Genomic DNA, 21,049 nt, shown 5'->3' with positions numbered 1-21,049 from the left:
GCGGCATCCTTTCCTGGGGTGTGTCGTCGCCGTCGCCGACGATCAGTTCTTCAGCGCCTCTGCGGCCTTGTTGAGATCCGGCGCGTTCGGCGAACGCATCGCGACGCCGCCTTCCTGGCCTGCCTTGAGGGCGGCGGCCGCGCCTTCATGCGACATTATCTTGGAGAGCACCGCCTGGCCGGCGCGCTCGAACGATTCGCGGTGGTCGATCACGTATTGGCGTGAGGTGCGATACCCTTCGAGCAGCCCGTGGATCTCCGGAATGACGTAGCGGGCGACCAGATCCCAGCTGCGCATGGTGTTCTCGCGATTGGCCCAGTCGTGCGCGAAGCCGAGCACCGTTCCAAAGCCGCCAGCAGAGGCGTGCAGCTTGCGGATCGCCGCGACGAGGTCGTCGGGCGTGCCGATCACGGCGGCGGCGCCGTCCACGAAGGCGGTCTGATCCACGGCCTGATCCGGAGACGTGAAGGGCTGGGCACCGGGGCGCATCAGCGTGCCGACCGTATATTCATTGTGCCATTTCATCAGCCCGGCACCGGCCTGCGCCCGTGCCTCTTCGCGCGTTTCGGCGATATGCCACGACATCAGCACCCGCCAGTCGTCACGGCGCACCGTATTGCCCGACTTCGCTGCCGCGTCTTCCGCAAAGCTCCATTGCGTCGGCAGCGCGGCAAGCCCGGCCTCGGAATTCGACCCGATCGAGAGCGCGCCGATGCCGTATTTGCCCGCCAGCGTCATGCCCGACGGGCTGATCGACGAGGCGACGACGAAGGGCATCTCTTCCTGCAATGGGAACAGCTGCAGCCGCGCGTCTCGCAGGGTGAACCAATCGCTCTCGTGCGTCACGCGCTCGCCGGCAAACAGGCGCCGGATAACGCCGATCGCCTCGTCCTGCCGGTCGCGCTGGGTCATCGGATCGATGCCGAGCATATAAGCGTCCGACGGCAATGCTCCCGGGCCGGTGCCGAAGATCACGCGGCCACGCGTCATATGGTCAAGCTGCACGATGCGCTGCGCGACGTTGAAGGGGTGGTGGTACGGAAGAGAGACGACGCCGGTGCCCAGCCGGATACGCTGGGTCTGCTCACCAACGGCGGCCAGGAACAGTTCGGGCGAGGCGATCACTTCCCAGCCTGTCGAATGGTGTTCGCCGACCCAGAATTCGTCAAAGCCAAGTTCGTCCAGATGCTTCGCCAGCTGAATGTCGCTGCGCATCTGGAGCATGGGGTGCTCACCGATGGGATGGTGAGGGGCGATGAACGCGCCGAACTTCAATCGAGCCATGAAAGCCTCCGTGATCAATCCATGAAGACGTCACGGTCCGGCAAAGGAACGCGCACGCGCTCCACGATCGAACACCCCAACATCCTCTCCCATGTGCCGTGAAGACACTCCGCCTGGCTCCTGTCACCCGGAACGGCGCGGATCCTTGTCGTTAGGGAAAGCTGTCATGGCCAAGGGTTGTTTTGTCAATACGAGCGGACGCGCTCCGCGAGCAAAAATAAGCCAAACGGCTTATGTTCTTGTCGCTGTCGGCTGAAAGCTTGAAAAACAGAGGCCAAGCGTTCCGTTAGCGAAGGGGGCAGGGCGTTGCTCGCGCGAAACGATAAGCAGATCGGCGCGCCCGCTGGTCCAGCAGACGCGCCAATTTGTTACGATCTCTCCCCGGTCGTCTCCGGGGAGAGGATGTGTCGGCTTACGGCAGAATGGTGGTGGCCGCATCCTGGATGAAGAAGGCAGTGTTGAAGCCATACGCTGCCTCGAACCCCGCGATCCCTCCGCCAGTGACGGTGCTTTGCCCAGCGACGGCGAACACGTCTTGCGCCGTCAGCGAGGTAACACCGTCCAGTTTGATCTGGATGTCCAGGCCATCCAGAACTCCGTCATCGTTGACGTCTGCCCACAGGATGCTCCGGTTCGTCTCGAACACCACCTGGAGAGCGCCTTCTCCGGCCGTGACGGAGGTTTGGGCGTCGGCGAAGTCGAGAACGTTGCCGAGGAATTCGACCGAGCCCAGCCCCACTGCTTCCTGTAGTGAGCGGAGATCAATGCGATCGGTGCCCGATACGAAATCGGTTACCGTATCCCGCGTCTGCGGCGTTGCGCTATCCAGGCCGGATGTGAAGACAAACACGTCACGGCCGGCTCCGCCTGTGAGCGTGTCCGCCTCCGCGCCGCCATGGATCACGTCATCGCCGGCACCGCCCAGCATGGTATCCTGGCCCGCGCCGCCGCTGAGCACATCGCTGCCGGCACCGCCGTCGAGCGTGTCGCTTCCGGCATCGCCCTGCACGCGGTCATCGCCGCCACTGAGCGTCGCAATGTCATCACCGGCACCCAGATTGACGCGCGAGTCCTGATCGATACCCGCGCCGCTGAGCAGCACATTGTCATCCCCGATACCAGTCGAGATCGATCCCGCCACGCCTGTGACGCGATCATTGCCCGCCCCAGCGGCGATGCGATCCTGATCTGCCGGCAATCCGAAGCCGTAGGTGAACCCGCCGGATCCAGCCGCGCCAAGATCGATGACGTCGTTGCCGGAGCCGCTGATGACATAGTCGACGTTCGGCGTGCCGGCCGTCGCCAGATTGACGACGAGATTGGCTGTCGCTGCGGCAGCGTTGATGAAATAAGCGTCGCCGAAGGTGCCGGCGTTTCCAGCGGCGGAGATGGTCTGTGTATCGCCGGCGATATCGTCCGCGCTGGTGTCCAGCACCAACGTCGTAGAGGTAAACACGGAGGATGCCGATGCGCCGACCACCATGCTGATGGTTTCCACCTCGGTCAGATTGGTGAGATCGGCGATCTGATTATCGGCGGCGACAATGATCTGCGCAACGTCGCCGCTGCCCGACCCGCCTTGCAGAGTGTCACCGTTGGTAAATGCACTCGCTTCACCGACAAAGGTGACGGCGGCGCCTGAGACCGAGCCGTTGAACGCCCCGGTAACAGTGTCGTCGCCGCCGGCAAGATTGATCGTCAATGCCGTGGTGAAACCGCCATCCAGGAAAAGGCGATTGTTCTGGTCAGAGAAGTTGACCGTTTGCAGCCCGGATGCAGACGCGCGATCACCCAGAATAGCATTCACGGCGGTTGCTGCCGTGCTCTCCAGGATTTCCACGCCGCGGACACCAACGGTATCGTTATCGGCATCGCCATAGCTGTCGTCGGTGATCAGACCACCGGTCTGCACCACGGCATCTGTTCCGGCATTGCCGTTGAACGTGATCGTTGATCCGAGATCGCCACCATTCACATACAGCCGATCAACGCCAGCGCCGCCCTGGAACCGGATGTTATTGTTCGTGCCGATGTTGTTCTTGAAGACCTCCGTCGTGGCGGCGGAGCCCCGGATTGTCAGCTGGTAGTCGGCATCGAGCAGATCATCATCAAGCGTGATCTGCGTGGTATCGAGCGTGTCGGCCAGAAGCGAGCTGTCCACTGTGATGTTCACGAGCGAGCCAACGCCGCTCGCGACGCTGCCCTCGAAGCTGAGTGAATAGATATCGGCATCGTTGCCCGCAGGCGGGGTTGAGGGATCGCTGCCGTCGCCGGCAAGTCGATAGACTTCCACGTTGCGGACGAGGTCCAGGTTAACCGCCGCGTCGACTGCCTGACCATCGCCCAGGGCGCTGACATTGTTCAGCAGAACCGTGTCTTCGCCAGCGCCACCGTTGAACGCGTCGCGCGTGTTGAATTCGCTGTCGTCAACGATCAGCGTGTCGTTTCCTGAGCCGGATGTGACGGACTGATCGCCCGAGCCCGCGTCAATGGTATCGTTGCCGCCGCCGGTGATGATACGGTCATTCCCACCAGCGGAGGCGTCGACCAGCAGATCCGCGCTATATTGCCCGGCGTCCAGCGTGTCGCCGATCCGCGCCGCGTTGTTCAGATAGACGGAGCGGATCCCGCTTTCCTCGGCCTCTCTGCCGATCTGGACATTGCTACCCGTGCCGACGACGATCAGCCGTTCCATGTCGGAAACATTGGTGAACGCTGCATCGACCAACGCGGCACCCTGCACGAGCAAGGTGTCGATCCCGCCGGCGCCGCCATTGATGGTGTCGGCAGCGGAAAGCTGGTCGGCATTCACGCGGTCGCCGGCAACGATCGTGTCATTGCCGGCGCCGCCGCTGACGTTGTCTGCGCCGGTGCCAAGCGTGATCCGGTCCGCACCGCCCCCGCCAAGCGCGACGTTGTTGCCCGACAGAAGGATGATCGCATCGCTGCCGCCTTGGCCATCAAGCGTATCGCCGCCCACGCCGATCAGCGTATCGCTTCCGCCTCCCGCCGCGACGGTATCCGCCAGCGCGCCGCCTCGGATGACGTCGCTTGCGCCGCCACCGGAGATGTCGAACGCGAAATTGGTGACCGCTGAGCCATCAAGCGTCAGGGTTTCCGCGCCCAGCGGCCCGCTGGACAGTTGCACGGCGCGTACCGAAAGGCGACCGCCCGTCGTCGGAGCATTGTCGTTGTCGAGCGTGAGATTGTAGGTCGCCGGCGCGTTGCGGCTGCCATAGCCACTCAACAGGTTGATCTGTTCGATATTGTTGAACAGGCTAGCGGTGGTCAGCGTCGTGGTGAAGTTGATCGTCAGCGAATCCGCGCCTTCCCCGCCGTCCAGATCGTCACCGTCCGTGAGCTGATCGGCCCAGTTGAACGCATCATCGCCGCGCCCTGATGTTACCGTATCCGCACCCCCTGCCACCGTGCCGATCCGCAGCGCGCGATCGAAGCTGCTGGCGTCAACCACATCATCCCCGCTACTGAGCAGCGTGATGCGGCTGATCCCGGCCTGTTCGGCGTTGTTGAGCCCGCCCTGGTTCAAGGCGCCATTGTTGCCGCCCAGCCACGTGTCGCCGGCGGTCGCCAGTTCCAGCGTCTCGATGGCAACGACGTTCTCGAAGCGGGCATCATCGTCCTGATCCGATCCGCCGAGCGCGCTGATCTGCAGCGTGTCGGTGCCCGCTCCGCCATTGACGATATCCAGCGCGATCCCGGACACGTCGTTGCGCGCGTCAAGATTGTCGCCAAAGCTGATCGTGTCGTTGCCGGTCCCGCCGTCGACATCGTGCCGCCCTGCGCCGACGAGGACAAGATCATTGCCTTCGCCAGCGTCAATCTCCTCTCGCAACAAGCCGGCCGCCGGCGCGTCGCCGCTCTCGATATAATCGTCGCCGTCACCGCCATCGATCACGTCGCGGTCGCCGCCCGTGAAGATCACGTCTCGCCCTTGACCCGCGTTGATGACGTTGCGACCCGCCGCCGCGGAGATCCTGTCATCACCGATGCCGGAATCGATATAATCCTCTCCGCCGCCGGCATCGATCACGTCATTGCCCTCGCCGGCGCTGATCGTATTGTTGCCGCCGCCCGCGTTGACATAGTCGTTGCCGCTGCGGGTCTCGATGCGGTCATCCCCCACGCCCGCAGTGATCGTGTCCGCGCCCGTGCTGCCGATGACACTGGCGCCTGCCAAATTGTTGGCGAAGCTGAACGACAAGCGGCCGCTTGCGCCGGTCGCGTCAATCGTCCGCACCGTCGCGTTGAGCGCGGTCGCGATGGCGATGCTTCCGGTGCCGCTGATGTTCAGCGTGGTGAGATTGGTGTCCAGCCGATCGATGACGGAATTGCCGCGCACCATAAGGTTCACGGTCTCGATACCGGCATTGCCGGTGCCGACGCTGCCGATGCGTACGGTGCTGACGTCGGTGCGCGTCACGTTGACGCTCACCTGATCGTTTGCGCCCGTCAGCACTCGGTCCCGGAAGAGCATTTCGACATCCGTCGTGCTCGCATCGGTGGTGTCGATGATGTCCAGGGATGTGTTCGGATTGATATTGTCGATCTGGGTGAAACGAACCGAATTGGTGCTGTTCGTCACGGCGTAGCGGCTGGTCTGGGCCGAGCCGGACATGTCGAAAATCAACTGGGCGGTAGAATCGTTGGTGACCTCGAGCCGCTCGACGCTGCGCAGCTCGAACGCGCCGTAGGTTACCTGCGTTCGGCCGCCATAATCGCCGTCGGCAAAGAAGCGGAAGCGGTCGAACCCGGAATAGCCAACGAGGATATCGCCCGCGTCGAAATTATCCTCGTTGCCGATGAAGATATCGTCTTCGTCCGGGTTGCCGACGGCAAGCTCCTGACCAGTCTGCAATGTGATGTTCGCCAAGCTTCTTCTCCTGCCCGTTGCAGAGGCGGCCTTCTGCAGTGGAACCACGCCACGCGCATGATAAACAATGACCATGCAATGTTGACTGGGACTCCGGCTTCGGCTCGCTCCCTGTTGAAGAAGACCAGCCGACTTCAAGAGTCGGAGGATCAACTGGAAAGGTGATAGTCGAAGTGAACTTGCCGCGCATCGTCTACAAAGACGAGAATAGTCGTAAACCGAGCAATCTGCCTTGAAGAAGGCAGTAGGTTCCATCCGCTGATGGAGTAATGTGAATCTACGCTGCTCTACTTTACGCCGCGGCGGTAATGCGCGGATCCATGAACTTGCAGCGCTCCATCCTGTGCCGCGCTTTCTTGCGGTCTGACGTGGTGAATCTAGCGATTTCGAAACAGAGATGATCGCAAGGTCATTCGATAAGGCCAACTCTGACGAGCGCCCGAACAATCCCGCGGGCAGTTTCGCGGATCGATCTCGCCAGCCGCGGATGGTGCGCGCACTGGTGCAGGTCCGAAGAAAGCGCGCACCCCTGTTGCTTGATCGCCACGTCGCACGCCGGACGGACGTCGCCTGGCGCTTGCGCTTCCATCACTTGGTCGCGAGCTGTTTCAGCGACCATCATGGGCGAGCGGACGTGACAAAGGATCGCAGCACTCCAAGAAGGCCGTTGCGGCCCTTGATGCTAAGCGAAAGCAGTCGTCGACGCCGATCTGCTGCGTCGGCTTTGCTGATGATCAGCCCGTGCAGCTCCAAGCGTCTGATCCACTCGAGCCCGGTGGTGTCGGGTAGCCCTGCGGCGATGGTCACGCTCTTGACGTAGGAAGGACGGCCGCTTCCCTCGTCGATCAGGATGCTGAGCAGGATGTCCCAACCGGGGTCGCTGAACAGGCCCGGGCGACCAAGGAAAGCTTCCTGCTTTTGCCGCAAATCACCTAGAAGCTTGGCAGCTACCAGAAGGTGGCTGGGGATCGCTGTTCCGGGGGGGGCGATATCTCGCGTTGTCAGGCTCGGTCCGTATTGAAGACCTTCTGCCATCCTCGCCAACTGCATGGTTAAATGTCTCCCGGATGATGGGCGACTCAATTGTTATGTTCTGTTTAATGGAAAGCAGTGCGGCATCTCGCTAAGGCTAGCCGTACTTCTTTGCGTAGGTAATATTCTTAAATTTGAACGTGGGCTGTTGTAGAAAACATCAGCGGCTAGGGCGCTAGTTGCGCAACAGGTAACGCAACTGTTTTCAAGGGCGCAATAGTTTTGCTGCCTTTTACGTCCGGAACGGATGCAAGGGAGCGGCTCGACGCCCGTTCCCGGCCTCAACCATGGTCCTCCGGAGCCTCGCGCAGCGCCTCGGCAATCTGATCCTCCGTCAGGCTGAACACTGCGGCCAGGCTCGCGACGGACGCTCCGCGCGCCGCGAGCATGCGGATCCTGCCTGCATCGACGATCATCGCGTAATTGCTGGTGTCGCGTTGTTCGCGCACGATATCCTTGCGACCGGAACCGCGCCTTCGCTGTGCAGCGGCCTTGTGCGGGTCGCTCAGCGCCAGCTTCGCCTCGGCGTCGCGCCGTTCCTGCCTGATCCGTTCGCGTTCGGCCGCCTGTTCCTCGCGCGCGCGGGCGCGCGCCTCCAGCCGTTCGGCCATGGTGTCGACCCGTGCGCGTGCCCGCTCCTCCCGTGCGCGTGCCCGTTCGGCCTCGCGCTCTTCCGGGCTGTCATTCGTGCGGATGCGAAAGCCGGTGGTGCCCGTGTTGCTCCAGCTCTTGTCGACCACGAACCACTCTCGCCTGTTTGACTGCGGCGCGCGCGACCATGCCGCCGCGCCGGGGGGCGCCAGCTACAATGGCGTGCATGGGAATGCCAGGCATCGGGCGGCTTTTGTGGAACGCGACACCGCGATCGGCGCTTGGTGTTGGTCGTGATGCCCATCGATGCGGGGCTGCGGCGTGCCGGCACGCTGGCACGGTGCTCGCATCAGGTGGATCTCGCCGGTGGGTCTGAGATGAAAGGTAGATGATGGCGGACGATCGACGCGGACGGGCTGTTCCGAGCGGGCGATTGTCGCGCTTCGGGCGCTTCGGGCGGCTGGCGGGCGGCGTTGCCGGCGGCGTGCTGGCGGAGGGCACCCGCCGGCTGGCCTCGGGCGAGCGCCCCCGGATGGGTGACCTGCTTCTCACGCCGGCCAACGCTGCGCGGGTCGCCGACCAGCTGTCCCATCTGCGGGGTGCGGCCATGAAGCTGGGCCAGATGATCTCGATGGATGCGGGCGAGCTGCTCCCGCCAGAGCTGACGCAGATCTTGGCCCGGCTGCGCGACAATGCCCATCACATGCCCCCGGCGCAGCTTGAGCGCGTGCTCGCGGCGGAATGGGGGCGCGACTGGCGCCGGCGCTTCCGGCATTTCCAAGCGCATCCGATTGCCGCCGCCTCGATCGGTCAGGTTCACCGTGCGGAACTTCCGGACGGGCGCGTGCTGGCGATCAAGGTGCAATATCCCGGCATTGCCGGCAGCATCGACGCCGACGTCGATAATGTCGCCACGCTGCTTCGTGTGTCCGGGCTCCTGCCACGCGAGATAGACATCGCGCCGCTGCTTACCGAGGCGAAGCGCCAGCTTCACGATGAGGCGGATTATGGGCGCGAGCTGGCCATGCTGGAACGGTATCGCGCGCTGATCGGCGATGATCCCGCCTATGTCGTGCCGGATGCCGTGCGGGAGCTCAGCACGGGGCAGGTGTTGGCGATGGAATATGTTCCCGGCGCGCCGATCGAGGTGCTGGAAGCAGAGCCGCAGGCCGTCCGCGATCGGGCGGCAAGCGCGCTCATCGCGCTGGTGCTGCGCGAGATGTTCGACTGGGGCCTCATGCAAACGGATCCCAACTTTGCCAATTACCGCTGGCAGGCGGAAACGGGGAGGCTGGTGCTGCTCGATTTCGGCGCCGCGCGTCCGGTCGGGCGGGCAACCAGCGCTGGCTATCACCGCCTTCTCATGACGGCGCTGGACAATGATCGCCAGCGCGTCCGCGAGGCGGCGATCGCCGCCGGCTTCCTCGGCAAAGAGGCGGCCGAGCGACACAGCGACATTGTTGACCGGATGATCGACGTGATCGTGGCGGAGCTGCACCGGCCGGGGCCATTCGACTTCGGAGACCGAAGCTTCGTCTCGGTCGTGCGCGAGCAAGCGACCCCGATGGCACGCGATCGCCAGACGTGGCACGTGCCGCCCATCGACACGCTGTTCGCCCAGCGCAAGGTGAGCGGCACCGCCTTGCTCTGCGCCCGGCTGAAGGCACAGGTTCCGCTTCGCCAGATGATCGAGAGCTATCGCGCAGCGGCAATTCCGACGGAATAACAACGATCAGGGAACGCCACCGCGCGGCAATCGTCCTTTCGCCGAGACGTATCGAAGGGACAGCAACATGGCGATCTTCAACAAGGACATGATTGACCTCGCGAACCGGAACACGCTTTGGCAGAAGGAGGTGTACCGCGATCGCAAGATCCAGATCGTGCTGATGAGCATTCCTGCCGGTGAGGAAATCGGCATGGAGACGCACCCGGCCGATCAGACGACCTTCATCGTCAGCGGAGAGGCGCAGGTGGTGATTGACGGCCATTCGACCAAGGCGGGCGCGAACCACATGGTGGTGGTGCCCAAGGGCTCGCAGCACAATGTCATCAACAAGGGCTCCGGCGACCTGAAGCTCTTCTCCGTCTATGCGCCGCCGGCCGAGCCGGAGGGAGCAGCCTTCAAGACCAAGGAAGAGGCCGAAGAGGCGGAGAAGGGGCTGCTGTCGAAAGCCGCCGACAAGGTGAAGGAAGCGGTCGGCCGATAACGTCGCAGGGCCGGGTCCGCATGGCGCGACCCGGCGCCTGACTTTCACCGATAATCGGTCGCCGCGGCGCCGATATCGCCAACGCTCCGCCAATCTGTCGTGTCGAAGCTTGCCGGCGCGGCGACGAATGGCCGTCTGGCGGAGCGGACCCGCTCGTCAGCCGTTGGGAGCGCTCCAAAAAGGATGGATGCGTGACCAGCAAGCCTTTGAATTTCCTGATTGCAGAAAGTGAACCGCCCGAATCCCGTGACAAGCGACGCGAATCCGTCGGCCGAAGCTCCGGTGAAACCTATGAGGCCGTGCTGCGCCACATCGCGCCCGCGGCGAAGCTGTCGCGCATCGCGCCGGCGGACGGGGTGATCGACAGCGCGGCTCGGCAGGCACTTGAGTCGGCGGACGGCGTATTCTTCACCGGCTCGCCGCTGCACCTGTACGACGAGACGGCCGAAGGGCGCCGCGTCGTCGAGTTCATGCGGGCCGTATTCGCGTCGGGTACGCCCGCGTTCGGCTCCTGCGCCGGCCTGCAGGTGGCGACAGTGGCCGCCGGCGGCAGCGTCGGCCCCATGAAGGGTCGCCGGGAGGCCGGCTTCGCACGGCGCCTCCACCTCACCGAAGAAGGCGCGGGGCACCCATTGCTCGATGGGCGGCCACCGGTGTTCGACGCGCCCGCCATCCACACCGATGAAGTGACCGCCCTTCCGGAGGCGAGCACGTTGCTGTGCGTCAACACGACCACCAGGATCCAGGCGGCGGAGATTCGATGCGGCGACGGCCTGTTCTGGGGCGTGCAATACCACCCGGAGATCAGCCTGTACGAAATCGCGGCTGCCTTGCGGCGCCAGGCCGACGATCTGATCGAGCATGGCCTTGCCCCGGATGCGGATACGGTGGCCGATCATGCCGCCTTGATCGAGGCGCTGCATGACGCGCCAGACCGCCGCGATCTCGCTTGGCGGCTCGGCGTGGACAGCGAGGTGATCGTGCCGGAGCGGCGCACCAGGGAGATCCGCAACTTCGTGGAACGTCTGGTCCTGCCGACCCGCTCGCGGCGCGGGCGCGCCTAACGCTGCTGCGGTGGGTGCAGAGCCGATCAGCACCGTGCGCAGTGCACGACGGTCGCAATGGCTGGCATCGCGCCGTCGGCTCTGCCATCGGGATGCGGCATGAAGCTGCGCGACTTCCTCTTGCTGGTGCTGATCTGCCTCGTGTGGGGCTACAGCAATGTGTTGAGCAAGATCGTGGTCGGCAACTGGAGCATTCCGCCGCTTTTCTTTGCCGCTGTCCGCTTCGCCGTGGTGATTGCCGCGACAATCCCGTGGCTGCTGCCGATGCCGCGGCCGCGCTGGCGCATCATCGTCATCGGTCTGTTGATGGGGGCGGGCAACTTCGCGTTGCTGTTCATCGGCTTGCAGTCGGCCAGCCCATCTGCCGCCGCCGTGGTGATCCAGATTGGCGTGCCGTTCACGACCCTCCTGTCGATCGTGATGCTGGGGGAACGGATCCATTGGCGACGCGGCCTCGGCATCGCGCTCACCCTGGCAGGCGTTCTGCTGGTGGTGTGGAACCCCGACGGCGTCGCGCTGTCGGCCGGGCTGTGGTTTGTGGTCGGTGCCGCCTTTACCGGCTCGCTCGGCGCGGTGCTGATGAAGCAGGTGGAGGATGTCGCACCGCTGCGCTTTCAGGCATGGGTCGGGCTCGTCTCCTTCCTGCCGCTGGCGCTTGCCTCGGCGGTTTTCGAGCAGGGTCAATGGACGAGCGCCTGGGCGATCGGATGGCCGTTCGTCGGCGCGGTCCTGTTCGCCGCGCTGGTCGTCTCGGTCGTCGGCCACACCAGCTATTACGGGCTGATCCGCCGCTATGAGGCCAACCTGCTCGCACCGCTCACGCTGATGACCCCGCTCTTCACTATCGCCTTCGGCGTCGTGCTGACTGGAGACCGGCTTGATCTCAGGATGGCGGCTGGTGCGATGCTGGCGCTGGCGGGCGTGCTGGTCGTGGCGCTCCGCTCCCGTCCGCAAAGCCCCTTGCTGGCCGAGCGGGAGCAGGCATGATGCCGCGCGATCAGGCTGCGGTTGGCTGTCCGGCCAGATAGGCGCGCACGAAATCCAGATCCGACGGCTTATCCACGTCAACGGCGGCCAGCCCATCCCGGCATTCCACTACCGCCGCAGTGATGCCAGCGCGCCGGCCCAGCGCGGCAATCGCTTCCGAAAGCGACAAGCGCCCCATCAGATAGCGCAGGAGCAGGCCCGGGCCGAGCCGCCCGACGATGCGCCACGGGCGCTTGCGGTCGCGCTCCACCGCCTGCCACAGCCGAACCGCTGCCTCGGCCTTCGGTGTCGCCAGCAGGAAGAGGTTGCAGCCCGACCAGTCGCCGTCCGCGAACCGCAGATAGGTGCGGCGTGAGCCCGGCGCGGCCTGCTCCACCGCCTCGCGCCGTGCGAGCAGCACCGCCACGTCGGCCTCTCTCGGCACGTCAGCCAGGAATTGCCGAATCCATTTCGGCTGCAGCAGGGCGTGGTCGCCCGTCGTCACCAGCAACGGCGCGCCGAGTGTGGCGAGCGCCTCGGCCGTACTGGCGCTCGGGCCCGCCGCCGCTGGCAGGCGGTTAGCGCCATGCTGTTCGGCTTCGGCGATGACGCCGGGCGCATTTGCCGCCACCGCTACGTTGACGATGCCGGCCTCATCCAGGGCGCGAAGGACGCGCGCCAGCATGGTGGTACCGGCCAGCTCGATCAGCGCCTTGTCCGAAACGCCCGCATGGCTGGCGACCGGGTCGGTGCCGCCGCGCGAGCCGGCGAGCACCACCGCCGCTGGGATCACCGCAGCACCGTATGCCGCCAGAGCTGCCACAGCACGCCCGGGGCCGCCATGATCGGGTGCCGTTCCCGGAATGGCGTCACCATGACCTGCATCCCTGTATGCCGCTCGATCTTCCATGCGGCATAGCGCGTCGCGCCGTCGAAGGTGAAGGCGGCCTTCATCAATCGGGCAAGGTTCAGTCGCTTGCCCGCGCGCTCCAGCCGTAGCCATACGGAGGCAAGCGCGATGATCCCGGGTTCGGGCAGGCGCGGCGAGAGCTCCTCGCCAACCTGCTCGAATGCGATGCCGGCCTCCTGCCAGGCGAGCGGCAGCAGCTTGCGATAGCGCGCCTGGTCGAAGCCCAGGATCTGATCCTCACGGCCTGGCGCTTCGACGCGCAGTTCGGCGGCATAGGTCGCTCGGAACAGGCCGCGCCAGAAATCGATCGCATCGCCCTGTTCCGGGCCGTGCAGCGCCGCGAACCGGGCGGCCGTCATCGCCGCTTCCGCGACCGCGTCGAGCGTCTTCTGGCGAAAGCCCGGGTTCTTGGTCCAGACGAGTGCCGCCGGCTGAACGAAGCGGGCCCACACAGTGGTATCCAGCGTACCGCCCTGCGCCGCGCGCGCGAACGTCTCCAGCGGCATTGCCGCGACCTTCGCCCGCACGATCGTGCCGCCGACGTTCACTTCGTGATAGCTGACGTCAGGCCACAGCAGGCGCGTCACCGCATTTCGGGACCTGCCGTCGCGCAGCACGTAGAAGTCCAGCAGCCCATCCAGATCGCCGGTACGAAGCACCGAGCCGTAGAACAGGACAGCCACGCCGCCCAGTCGGCCGGCGATCACCCGGCCGGCCTGTTCCACCTCGGAAGGCACGGCACGGTCCAGCTCCCCGGACAGGAAATCGGTAAGCGCGTTCACGGCGTGACGAACCGGATCGGCGCGCCCGTGCGCACGTCGATCGTGCCGCCCGGAAACATTTCGCCGTCGAGGATGAAGCCGCGTTCCAGCTTCAGCTGCACTGGCGGAATGCCATGCCCGTGGTGATAACCGAGGCGCTGCAGCCATCCGCCCTCGCGCCCGGCGACTACCGCTGCGGCGGCCACCGGCAGCATTCGCGGCGGCGCATCAACGGCGAGCACGTCCAGCCCCGCGCCGGTCTTGCCGAGCGGCTTGATGCCCAGCGGCATGCGCTCCAGCGTGGACCCCAAAAGCAGGTAAAGGTTGCGGACGCTCGTCTCGCCGGTTGCGTAATCGAGAATCTCCACGCGTTCGCCGACGCGCCAGCGATTGGCCAGGCTGCCAAAGCAGGTCTGCGCCACCGCGCCGATCAGCGACAGGCCAACGGCCAGCCCGTCGATCGCGCCCAGGCGGTGGGTCCCCTGCGCCAGTTCGGTCGCCATGACGAAGCCACCGACACCGAAGATGAACCCGCAGAGCGGTTCCTCGGCGTCCCGCCGGATCTCGATCGGCGCGCGGGTCTGGATCCGTCCAGTGGCATGGGCTGCGATCGCGTCCTGCAAGGACCAGCCCACCGGCACGCCAAGGTCGAGCGCCAACGCGTTGGTCTTGCCAGACGGCAGCAGGGCTAGCGGAGGAAGGTCGTCGCCGTAGATGCCGGTCGCCGCGCTCAGCACGTCGCGCACCGTGCCGTCGCCGCCGTCGATGACGAGCAGTTCCAGTTCCTGCTCGGCGAACGAGTGCAATGTCTTGACGAGCTGCTCGTTGGTCGTCGGCGCGGCCGCCAGCACACCCGGGCCGATCTTGCGCTCCAGGTCGACAGTCCAGTTGCGCCGGCTGCGCGGGTTGCTGATGATGCCCACGCGCGCGTCGCCCCGGGCGAAGCGGAAGGATGAATTGGGGGTGGGGGCCAGCTGCTTGCCGCCTCGATCACTCATCAGATCGGCGCGCGGCCCAACCTTGGGATGAAGAGCGACGCCCGTCGGGAAAAGCACTTTCACGAAATCTGACGTCCTCACAAATGCGTAACACGGCCGTGTTACCTACCGTGTTCCACCGTTGCCAACGCAAGTGGGCGCAAATGCGGCATTTCCGGTGCGGAAGTGGAACTGCCCCTTTCTTCCTGTCGTTCGCCTGGCACGCTCCGGCACGGCCGGAACTCTCGGCCGCTCGCGCCAACCTGCTCTTCAGCCCTCTTAGGTCGCGACCGGAGCGGCGAAATTCAAGGTGCCGGGCGCCTTGCTCCGTCAGGCACGGGTGAGCGCATAGGCGCTACGCATCAGCGCGATCAGCGCCACGGCGGAGGCGGCGAGCGACGCGACGCCTGCCCCGATGATCCCGAAGCCAGGCATCAGGAGCAAGACGAGGCAAAAAAGCACTACTGCCGAAAACATCCGGATCCGCAGTGCGCGCGCGGCGTGGCCCGTGCCCAGCAACACCGGTTCGAACCCCACGGCCATGATGTCCAGTCCGGCGGCCAGGCCCAGCAGCACGAGCACCGGAAAGGCGCCGAGATAGGCCTCGCCGGCGATCAGGTATAGCGCCGGCTTGCCGAGCGGGGGCACCAGCAGGCAGGTTGCCAGCCCCACGCCTAATGCCAGCCGGGCCGATTGCCGCACCAGCTTGCGCAGTTCCTCCGGGCGCTGGCTGGCATGGGCGCGGGTCACTTCGGGAAAGACGCCGCGCGCGAACAGATCCGCCAGGCGGACCAGCGACTGGCTTAGCTGATAGGCGAGGCGATAATTGCCCGCGGCGGCAGCGCCGGTGAGCAGACCGACGAGCACCACCGCAAATTGCCGGCTGGCCGCGTTCACCGTCGTGTTCAGATTGGTCACCAGCGCGAAATGCCAGATGCCCGGGTTTTCCGACGGCGCCTCCGACACGCCGCGCCATCCGCCGATCGCGTGCGGCGCAACCCGCGCCGCGCTGATCCAATAGCCGGTTGCCGTCAGCACTTCCGCGGCCGCCCAGGCGATCAGGAATCCGGTCACGCTAGCATCCTGCCATACCGCGATCACCGCACCGACGAAGCGGGCGATCGGCGTCACGGCATCGGCACCTGCGCCAATGGCGAAGCGGTCATGCAGCCGCAGGATGCCCACTGCGGTGGAGCGTACCGACAGCAACAGGACCACGGAAAAGCCGAATGCCTGCCAGGCGAGCCCGGCAGACCAGCCGAAATGCCCCTGCATCAGCCATAGAGCGACGCCAGCGATGATGATGCCGACCAGCGCGCCGCCGATATCCAGCGCCAGGCAGAAGCGGATAAGGCGCGCGAGGGCGGCAGCGGAGCCGCGCTCGCGATGCGCCATCCCGAACCGCACCACGATCTGCCACGTCTGAAAGCCGACCAATGCCGCTACCGCCTGTGCGGTGCTGAGGATCAGGGTGAAGACGCCGAAGGTCTGAACCCCCAGCGATCGTGTCGCCAGCGCCAGATAGACGATGCTGAGTATCGCGCCGACGCCCTTGCCGGTCAGCAGCCAGCCGACATTGCGCAGCGCGCGCCGAAAGGGGGATATTGCTTCAAGGGGGGACGTCAACGGCTGTCTTCCACTCGCCACCGCGCTATGGGCCACGCGGATGCGCATTGCTTTCCTCTATATCGCAGAAGCCTATCAGTGCTACCACGGCGCGGCCATCGCGCTTGAGCTGGCACGCCGAACCGGCTGGACGATCGTCAATCATTATAACGATCCCGAGACCCCGCACCATCTAAGGCGGATCGCAGAGGCATGGGGCGGCCCGGTTCTGGAGGAACGGCCGTTGCACAAGTCGCTGCTCACGCAGGGGCTGCAGCGGATCAAGCGGCTCGGCATGTTCAAGGACATGGTGATGCGCGACAACATCGCCGAACTGAACGGCTATGACGCGATATTCGCGGTGGAGAACACGGCCGCTGCCTTGCGCCGTTTGGGGGCCACGCACCCGCGCTTGATCTACAGTCCGCACGGCTTTGGCGATCGCGCGCGCGGGTTCATCCCGCGCATCGCGACTTTTGATCTCGTGCTGCTCGCCGGGCGCAAGACGGCGGCGCGGATGCTGTCAGAAGGATTGATCAGGGAAGGGGGCTATGCGCTTACCGGATCGGTGAAGCTCGATACCGCGGCACATATCGCCCGTGCCAGCGCATTGCCGTTCGATACCGTGCGACCCACGGTGCTCTACAATGCGCATAAGGAGCCCAAGCTGACATCGTGGCATCGCTTCGTGGAGCCGATGCTGGCCGGCTTCGCTGCCGACCCCGCCATGAACCTGATCGTCGCGCCCCATGTAAAGCTGTTCCGCCGGCGCAGCGAGGAGCTGCGCCAGCGATGGCGCGCCCGCAGTACCGCGAATGTGCTGGTCGATCCGGGCTCCGATCGTTCGGTGGACATGAGCTATGCCGCAGCGTCCGACATCTATGCCGGGGACGTCAGCAGCCAAGTGTACGAATTTCTTGCCGTCCCGCGACCCTGTGTGTTCCTGAACGCGCATGGCATCGACTGGCGTGATGATCCCAGCTTCGCGCACTGGCATTTGGGCGACGTGGTGGACGATCCGGCAAACCTGATGGCGGCGATCCACGCGGCGCCTGAGCGTCACGCGCTCTATCGGGAGCGTCAGGAGACCATGGCGGCCGCTAGCCTCGGCGATACGTCGCCGGGCGCGGCGGCACGGGCAGCGGAAGCGGTGATCGCCTTTATGAAGGGGCAGGGGCGGACATGAAGGTTGGTTTCCTTTTCAACCACGATGCCCTGCACCAGATCCGCCATACAGCGCCGGTGATCGCCGAGATCGTCCGCTATGCCGGGGTGGAGGCGGTGGTGCTCACGTCCTCATCGGTACAGGAGCGGGAAGTTCGCGCGCTTCTGGGCGACGCCGCGCGCAAGGTGACGTTCGTTTCCTTGAAGGTCGGCGCGGTATCGGCGGCGCTGGACCGCGCGCTACGCTTCATCGCGCCCTTTCGTCGCATCGCGACCTTGCGCGAGAACCTGCCCGCCTTTGCCGCGCTCGACGTGATTGTCGTGCCGGAAACCACGTCCCTCCTGCTGCGTGACCGGTTCGGCCTCACTCGCCCGAAGTTCGTGTGGATTCCGCATGGCGCCGGCGACCGCTCTGTCGGCTTCCGGGCAGTGATGCGCGGGTTTGATCTTGTCCTGCTGTCCGGCGCCAAGGTGCGGGACAGGATGCTGGCCGCAGGGCTGATCACGCCCGACAACCACGTGATCGTCGGCTATCCCAAATTCGACACGATCGACGATGCCCCGCCGCCGCGCCTGTTCGACAATGATCGGCCAACGGTGCTCTACAATCCGCACTTCGATCCGTTGCTTTCCTCCTGGTACACGATGGGTGAGGATGTGATCGCGTGGTTCGCGGGCCAGGCGGACTATAATCTCGTTGTCGCGCCCCATGTCATGCTCGCGCAGCGGCGACTTCACGCGTCGGTCGAGCACCGCGTCGTCCGTTGGCGCCGGGATGTGGCGGCGCGTTACCGCGAGCTGCCGCATATCCGTGTCGACATGGGCAGCGAAGCCTCGGTGGACATGACCTATACGCGTGCGGCGGACATCTACCTTGGGGATGCCAGCAGCCAGATCTATGAATGGATCGTGCGGCCGCGCCCTGCCATCTTCCTTGATGCGAGCAGCGCGGATTGGAAGAACAACCCGGACTTTGCGCACTGGCAGCTTGGCGAGGTCATCCGTGATGTCGGTGCGCTGCCTGGGGCGCTGGATCGCGCGGTACGTCAGCCCGATCGCTTCCGCGCGGCGCAGCAGGCCGCCCTCGCGGCTACCTTCTCGCTGACGGACCAGCCTGCCTCCGCACGGGCAGCCGCCGCCATTGTGGAACGCTTCGGCGATGCGTGAGTGAATACGCACCGGTTTACGCTCGCTCCAACGGGACTGATCCTCGCAAAGTCCGTGTCCCGCCCACCTGCACCGACAAGCTCAGCGCAGACGGATCAATCCGGTCGAGGTCCGCCCGACCCGCCCCCCCAGTCCACCACACGCCACCCTCGCTCGGCTGCCATCGCGCGCAGCTTGCGATGCGGATTGACGGCGACCGCTTCGTCGACCCAGTCGAAGGTCGGCCGGTCGCTGGCGTGATCGGAATAGAATCGGATGTGTGTGTCCGCACGGTTCATGCCGCTGCGGGCGAACCATGCGGCAATCATCGCCTGCTTGGCGTCGCCGTAACAGTTCGGGCCATTCAGCAGCGGCTGGATATCGCCCGTCATTCCGCGCGATGCCTCGGTTGCAACAAGATCGTCCGCACCAAGCAATCGTGCGATCGGATCGGCATAGAATCGGTGAGCGGCGGTGGCGATCACGATGCGGCGGCCTTCCCGTCGATCAGCCTCCATCTGCGTCCGCGCGCCCGGCCTGATGTGCGCGCGAACGATCCATTCCGCAAACGCCTGTGACACCGGCTCCAGCTGCTGTGGCGAGAGAGAAGGGCCGAGCAGGAAGCGATGCATCGCCTCCTTCAGCCGGTCGCGATCGATGATGCCTAGCGCGCGCGCGGCGGCGGAAACAGCCACGGCCGGCAGGAGGGCAAAGCGGATCGGCCGCAGCCGCCGGGCCGCGAACAGCAGATAGGGTGTCCAGGTCGGAAGACTGGTGATCGTGCGATCCAGGTCGTAGATCGCGAGCGAGACCGGCGGCGAGTTTTCCATTGGCCCGCTGGTGCAATGTGGGACTGCCCCATGTCAAAGGCGGCTCTATTGCCGAACCGTCGACCAGTTGCGCCGCAAATCGCATCAGGAGATCTGATGCGCGACCTCGCTCAGCAGCAGGCGTGCGATGGCACGGTCGGCGATCTCGACATCCACCGTGCCGCCGATCTCCCGATTGCCGCGCCGCGCCGGGTTGCGGACCAGGGTTCGGGCGAAGCGTTGCGCCCGGGCCATGGCTGCGTCCAGATCCGGCAGCTCATCACGTTGCACACGGTGAGACACATTATCAGGGGTACGTACACGAAAGACATAGTTCGGCATGCCAGCTAAATGTCTGAACCTCGGCGTGGTTTCGCGAGCTTCAACATAGATTTGTGCCTGTCGTGGCGGTCTGTTGCGCTGCAGGCGATGTGGCAAGCGACGCAGGCATTTCGACCCGCCGCCAGCTTGAGCGACGGCGCGCGCTTGGCCCGGGGAGCAACCCATTGAAATTGCAACGTCGCGCCCCAGATAAGCCGCATCGTTCAACAACGGAAAGGAGGTGGTCGAATGTCTCATTGTCTCACGCCGCTCGCGGCAAGTCTGATGGACGTGACCTCCACCGTGGAGTTTCTCGCCTGACGAGAGCCGCGAATGGCTGACAATGGAAAGGCCGCCTTCGAAAGAGGGCGGCCTTTCGCTTTATTGTCTCTGCAGCGCATTAGCGATGGATCAGCATCAGTGGCGTTCCCGCAAGGATCGTCAGGAACACAGGGCTTCGCCTGTCGTTGCTATTGAGTGACGGCGGGAGGCGATCCGAAGGGTTCCCGATCGGCCCGCTCCATCATGAAGCAGAGTTCCGGAGGACGCGATGACCGACAAGCAGCCGATGCAGGCCGATGGAGCCGGTGCGAAGCCGAAGGATTCCGATGAGCACGGCCAGGCCCCGGGCGAAAAGCGCGGCGATGGCGAGAGTCAGGGCGGGGCTTATCCCAATCCGCATACTGGCAAGGAAAGTGGCGGGTTCGATGGGGGCCAGAGCGGCCGCGCTTACCATGGCACGGGCCAGCTAGGCGGCGAAAAGACCGGCGAGCAACCAAACGCCGGCTCCACAGAGTAACGGGTTTCGGAAGAGGGCGACCGATGCTGCCCTTGTGGGCGGCGCCGGGTGGTAATCCTACGGCGTGGTGACAGCGGGTAAGCCGCGAGGCTTGCCGCTTTGAGCGAAGCAGCGTGACCTGGCTTGGTGAGCGAGGGGCGATTCGAGAGTGGCTGACCGCGGTTGCGGGAGATTCGTCTGCAGGGAATCGACCTGACCATCAGAATTCAGACGGATTCGGGCCGCAGATTCGCTGCTTCTCGATGGCTGCAGCGTCTATGATGCGGCGGCGCATATGCCGGGAGCAGACTGTAAACCCTTGATTGCGCTCCGTTTTTCGGAGCTTCGCGTCTTCGGTTGCAAAAAGTGTTTGACGGTATTGGGCGGTCGCCCTAGATGGGTGTCACCGCAGCGGTGGCCGGAACGGTCGTCGCGGTGGTCATCAAAATCCAGGCGCCGAGGTCGTCCCACGAAAGAGGGATTGGACTGGGCGTCGGTTTTTGTCGCTCTTTGACATTGTTGGTTTAGATGAAGGGACAT

General features: G+C 64.9%; 17 protein-coding genes. 7 read left to right on the top strand and 10 right to left on the bottom strand.

From position 1 onward, the window contains the following. Positions 1 to 42 precede the first annotated feature (42 nt). The 4 genes from BMX36_RS11000 to BMX36_RS10980 all read right to left on the bottom strand — a co-directional run bounded on the left by BMX36_RS11000 (position 43) and on the right by BMX36_RS10980 (position 7,947). The gene (locus BMX36_RS11000) at positions 43 to 1,284 is read right to left on the bottom strand and encodes an LLM class flavin-dependent oxidoreductase (protein ID WP_093066305.1); all 1,242 of its coding nucleotides are present in this window, start codon (positions 1,282 to 1,284) and stop codon (positions 43 to 45) included. A gap of 412 nt (positions 1,285 to 1,696) precedes the next feature. Then, positions 1,697 to 6,175 (bottom strand): beta strand repeat-containing protein, encoded by a 4,479-nt coding sequence (locus BMX36_RS22305; RefSeq protein ID WP_143058559.1) that lies wholly within the window; start codon positions 6,173 to 6,175, stop codon positions 1,697 to 1,699. A 618-nt stretch (positions 6,176 to 6,793) separates the two neighbouring features. After that, complete coding sequence (locus tag BMX36_RS10985; protein ID WP_143058558.1) at positions 6,794 to 7,210, bottom strand: helix-turn-helix domain-containing protein; 417 nt, start codon at positions 7,208 to 7,210, stop codon at positions 6,794 to 6,796. 278 nt (positions 7,211 to 7,488) lie between these two features. Further along, positions 7,489 to 7,947 carry a hypothetical protein gene (locus BMX36_RS10980; protein ID WP_093065536.1) on the bottom strand — a complete coding sequence of 153 codons (459 nt, stop codon included), beginning with the start codon at positions 7,945 to 7,947 and terminating at the stop codon, positions 7,489 to 7,491. Positions 7,948 to 8,189: 242 nt separating this feature from the next. Here BMX36_RS10980 and BMX36_RS10975 point away from each other — a divergent pair, with 242 nt between their 5' ends. The 4 genes from BMX36_RS10975 (at position 8,190) to BMX36_RS10960 (ending at position 12,059) form a co-directional block, all read left to right on the top strand. Next, positions 8,190 to 9,524: an ABC1 kinase family protein gene (locus BMX36_RS10975; RefSeq protein WP_093066303.1), complete on the top strand. Its 1,335-nt coding sequence runs from the start codon at positions 8,190 to 8,192 to the stop codon at positions 9,522 to 9,524. 67 nt (positions 9,525 to 9,591) lie between these two features. Next, positions 9,592 to 10,008 carry a cupin domain-containing protein gene (locus tag BMX36_RS10970; RefSeq protein WP_066780158.1) on the top strand — a complete coding sequence of 139 codons (417 nt, stop codon included), beginning with the start codon at positions 9,592 to 9,594 and terminating at the stop codon, positions 10,006 to 10,008. Positions 10,009 to 10,199: 191 nt separating this feature from the next. Continuing rightward, complete coding sequence (locus tag BMX36_RS10965; protein ID WP_256210766.1) at positions 10,200 to 11,072, top strand: type 1 glutamine amidotransferase; 873 nt, start codon at positions 10,200 to 10,202, stop codon at positions 11,070 to 11,072. A 99-nt stretch (positions 11,073 to 11,171) separates the two neighbouring features. After that, positions 11,172 to 12,059, top strand: a complete 888-nt coding sequence (locus tag BMX36_RS10960; protein WP_093066299.1) for a DMT family transporter — start codon at positions 11,172 to 11,174, stop codon at positions 12,057 to 12,059. A 10-nt stretch (positions 12,060 to 12,069) separates the two neighbouring features. On the opposite strand, the gene BMX36_RS10955 is transcribed toward BMX36_RS10960, so the two are convergent. The 4 genes from BMX36_RS10955 to BMX36_RS10940 all read right to left on the bottom strand — a co-directional run bounded on the left by BMX36_RS10955 (position 12,070) and on the right by BMX36_RS10940 (position 16,312). Further along, a complete protein-coding gene (locus tag BMX36_RS10955; protein WP_177179115.1) occupies positions 12,070 to 12,831 on the bottom strand; it encodes a nucleotidyltransferase family protein in 762 nt (253 codons plus the stop codon). Continuing rightward, positions 12,828 to 13,730, bottom strand: coding sequence for a hypothetical protein (locus BMX36_RS10950; protein WP_093065532.1), 903 nt, complete (start codon positions 13,728 to 13,730; stop codon positions 12,828 to 12,830). The genes BMX36_RS10955 and BMX36_RS10950 overlap by 4 nt, the downstream gene beginning before the upstream one ends. Further along, positions 13,727 to 14,770 (bottom strand): diacylglycerol/lipid kinase family protein, encoded by a 1,044-nt coding sequence (locus BMX36_RS10945; RefSeq protein WP_066780162.1) that lies wholly within the window; start codon positions 14,768 to 14,770, stop codon positions 13,727 to 13,729. Before BMX36_RS10945 ends, BMX36_RS10950 begins: the two co-directional genes overlap by 4 nt. Before the next feature lie 246 nt (positions 14,771 to 15,016). Then, entirely contained in the window at positions 15,017 to 16,312 is a 1,296-nt protein-coding gene (locus BMX36_RS10940; RefSeq protein WP_218142159.1) for a lipopolysaccharide biosynthesis protein, read from the bottom strand. Between the two features lie 40 nt (positions 16,313 to 16,352). Here BMX36_RS10940 and BMX36_RS10935 point away from each other — a divergent pair, with 40 nt between their 5' ends. Together BMX36_RS10935 and BMX36_RS10930 are read left to right on the top strand one after the other, a co-directional pair. Next, on the top strand, positions 16,353 to 17,477 hold the full coding sequence (locus BMX36_RS10935; protein ID WP_093066297.1) for a hypothetical protein: 1,125 nt from the start codon (positions 16,353 to 16,355) through the stop codon (positions 17,475 to 17,477). Next, positions 17,474 to 18,622: a hypothetical protein gene (locus BMX36_RS10930; protein ID WP_093065526.1), complete on the top strand. Its 1,149-nt coding sequence runs from the start codon at positions 17,474 to 17,476 to the stop codon at positions 18,620 to 18,622. Before BMX36_RS10935 ends, BMX36_RS10930 begins: the two co-directional genes overlap by 4 nt. A gap of 95 nt (positions 18,623 to 18,717) precedes the next feature. Here the strand turns inward: BMX36_RS10930 and BMX36_RS10925 are convergent, their stop codons facing one another. After that, positions 18,718 to 19,431 carry an HAD family hydrolase gene (locus tag BMX36_RS10925; RefSeq protein WP_093065524.1) on the bottom strand — a complete coding sequence of 238 codons (714 nt, stop codon included), beginning with the start codon at positions 19,429 to 19,431 and terminating at the stop codon, positions 18,718 to 18,720. An 84-nt stretch (positions 19,432 to 19,515) separates the two neighbouring features. Beyond that, positions 19,516 to 19,752 (bottom strand): DUF6894 family protein, encoded by a 237-nt coding sequence (locus BMX36_RS10920; protein WP_143058557.1) that lies wholly within the window; start codon positions 19,750 to 19,752, stop codon positions 19,516 to 19,518. Positions 19,753 to 20,281: 529 nt separating this feature from the next. Here BMX36_RS10920 and BMX36_RS10915 point away from each other — a divergent pair. Beyond that, positions 20,282 to 20,530 carry a hypothetical protein gene (locus BMX36_RS10915; protein ID WP_093065522.1) on the top strand — a complete coding sequence of 83 codons (249 nt, stop codon included), beginning with the start codon at positions 20,282 to 20,284 and terminating at the stop codon, positions 20,528 to 20,530. The last annotated feature ends 519 nt before the right edge of the window (positions 20,531 to 21,049 follow it).

Origin of the sequence: Sphingomonas sp. OV641, assembly GCF_900109205.1 — a bacterium.
Classification (GTDB): domain Bacteria; phylum Pseudomonadota; class Alphaproteobacteria; order Sphingomonadales; family Sphingomonadaceae; genus Sphingomonas.
The sequence above is the reverse complement of the archived record's forward strand: the minus strand, read 5'-3'. Positions and strand labels throughout refer to the sequence as shown.

Excerpts from the sequence above, each read along its gene's own strand:
- BMX36_RS11000 (WP_093066305.1), bottom strand. The coding sequence starts at position 1,284 with ATGGCTCGATTGAAGTTCGGCGCGTTCATCGCCCCTCACCATCCCATC.
- BMX36_RS10985 (WP_143058558.1), bottom strand. The coding sequence starts at position 7,210 with ATGGCAGAAGGTCTTCAATACGGACCGAGCCTGACAACGCGAGATATC.
- BMX36_RS10975 (WP_093066303.1), top strand. The coding sequence starts at position 8,190 with ATGGCGGACGATCGACGCGGACGGGCTGTTCCGAGCGGGCGATTGTCG.
- BMX36_RS10970 (WP_066780158.1), top strand. The coding sequence starts at position 9,592 with ATGGCGATCTTCAACAAGGACATGATTGACCTCGCGAACCGGAACACG.
- BMX36_RS10960 (WP_093066299.1), top strand. The coding sequence starts at position 11,172 with ATGAAGCTGCGCGACTTCCTCTTGCTGGTGCTGATCTGCCTCGTGTGG.
- BMX36_RS10935 (WP_093066297.1), top strand. The coding sequence starts at position 16,353 with ATGCGCATTGCTTTCCTCTATATCGCAGAAGCCTATCAGTGCTACCAC.
- BMX36_RS10930 (WP_093065526.1), top strand. The coding sequence starts at position 17,474 with ATGAAGGTTGGTTTCCTTTTCAACCACGATGCCCTGCACCAGATCCGC.
- BMX36_RS10925 (WP_093065524.1), bottom strand. The coding sequence starts at position 19,431 with ATGGAAAACTCGCCGCCGGTCTCGCTCGCGATCTACGACCTGGATCGC.
- BMX36_RS10920 (WP_143058557.1), bottom strand. The coding sequence starts at position 19,752 with ATGCCGAACTATGTCTTTCGTGTACGTACCCCTGATAATGTGTCTCAC.
- BMX36_RS10915 (WP_093065522.1), top strand. The coding sequence starts at position 20,282 with ATGACCGACAAGCAGCCGATGCAGGCCGATGGAGCCGGTGCGAAGCCG.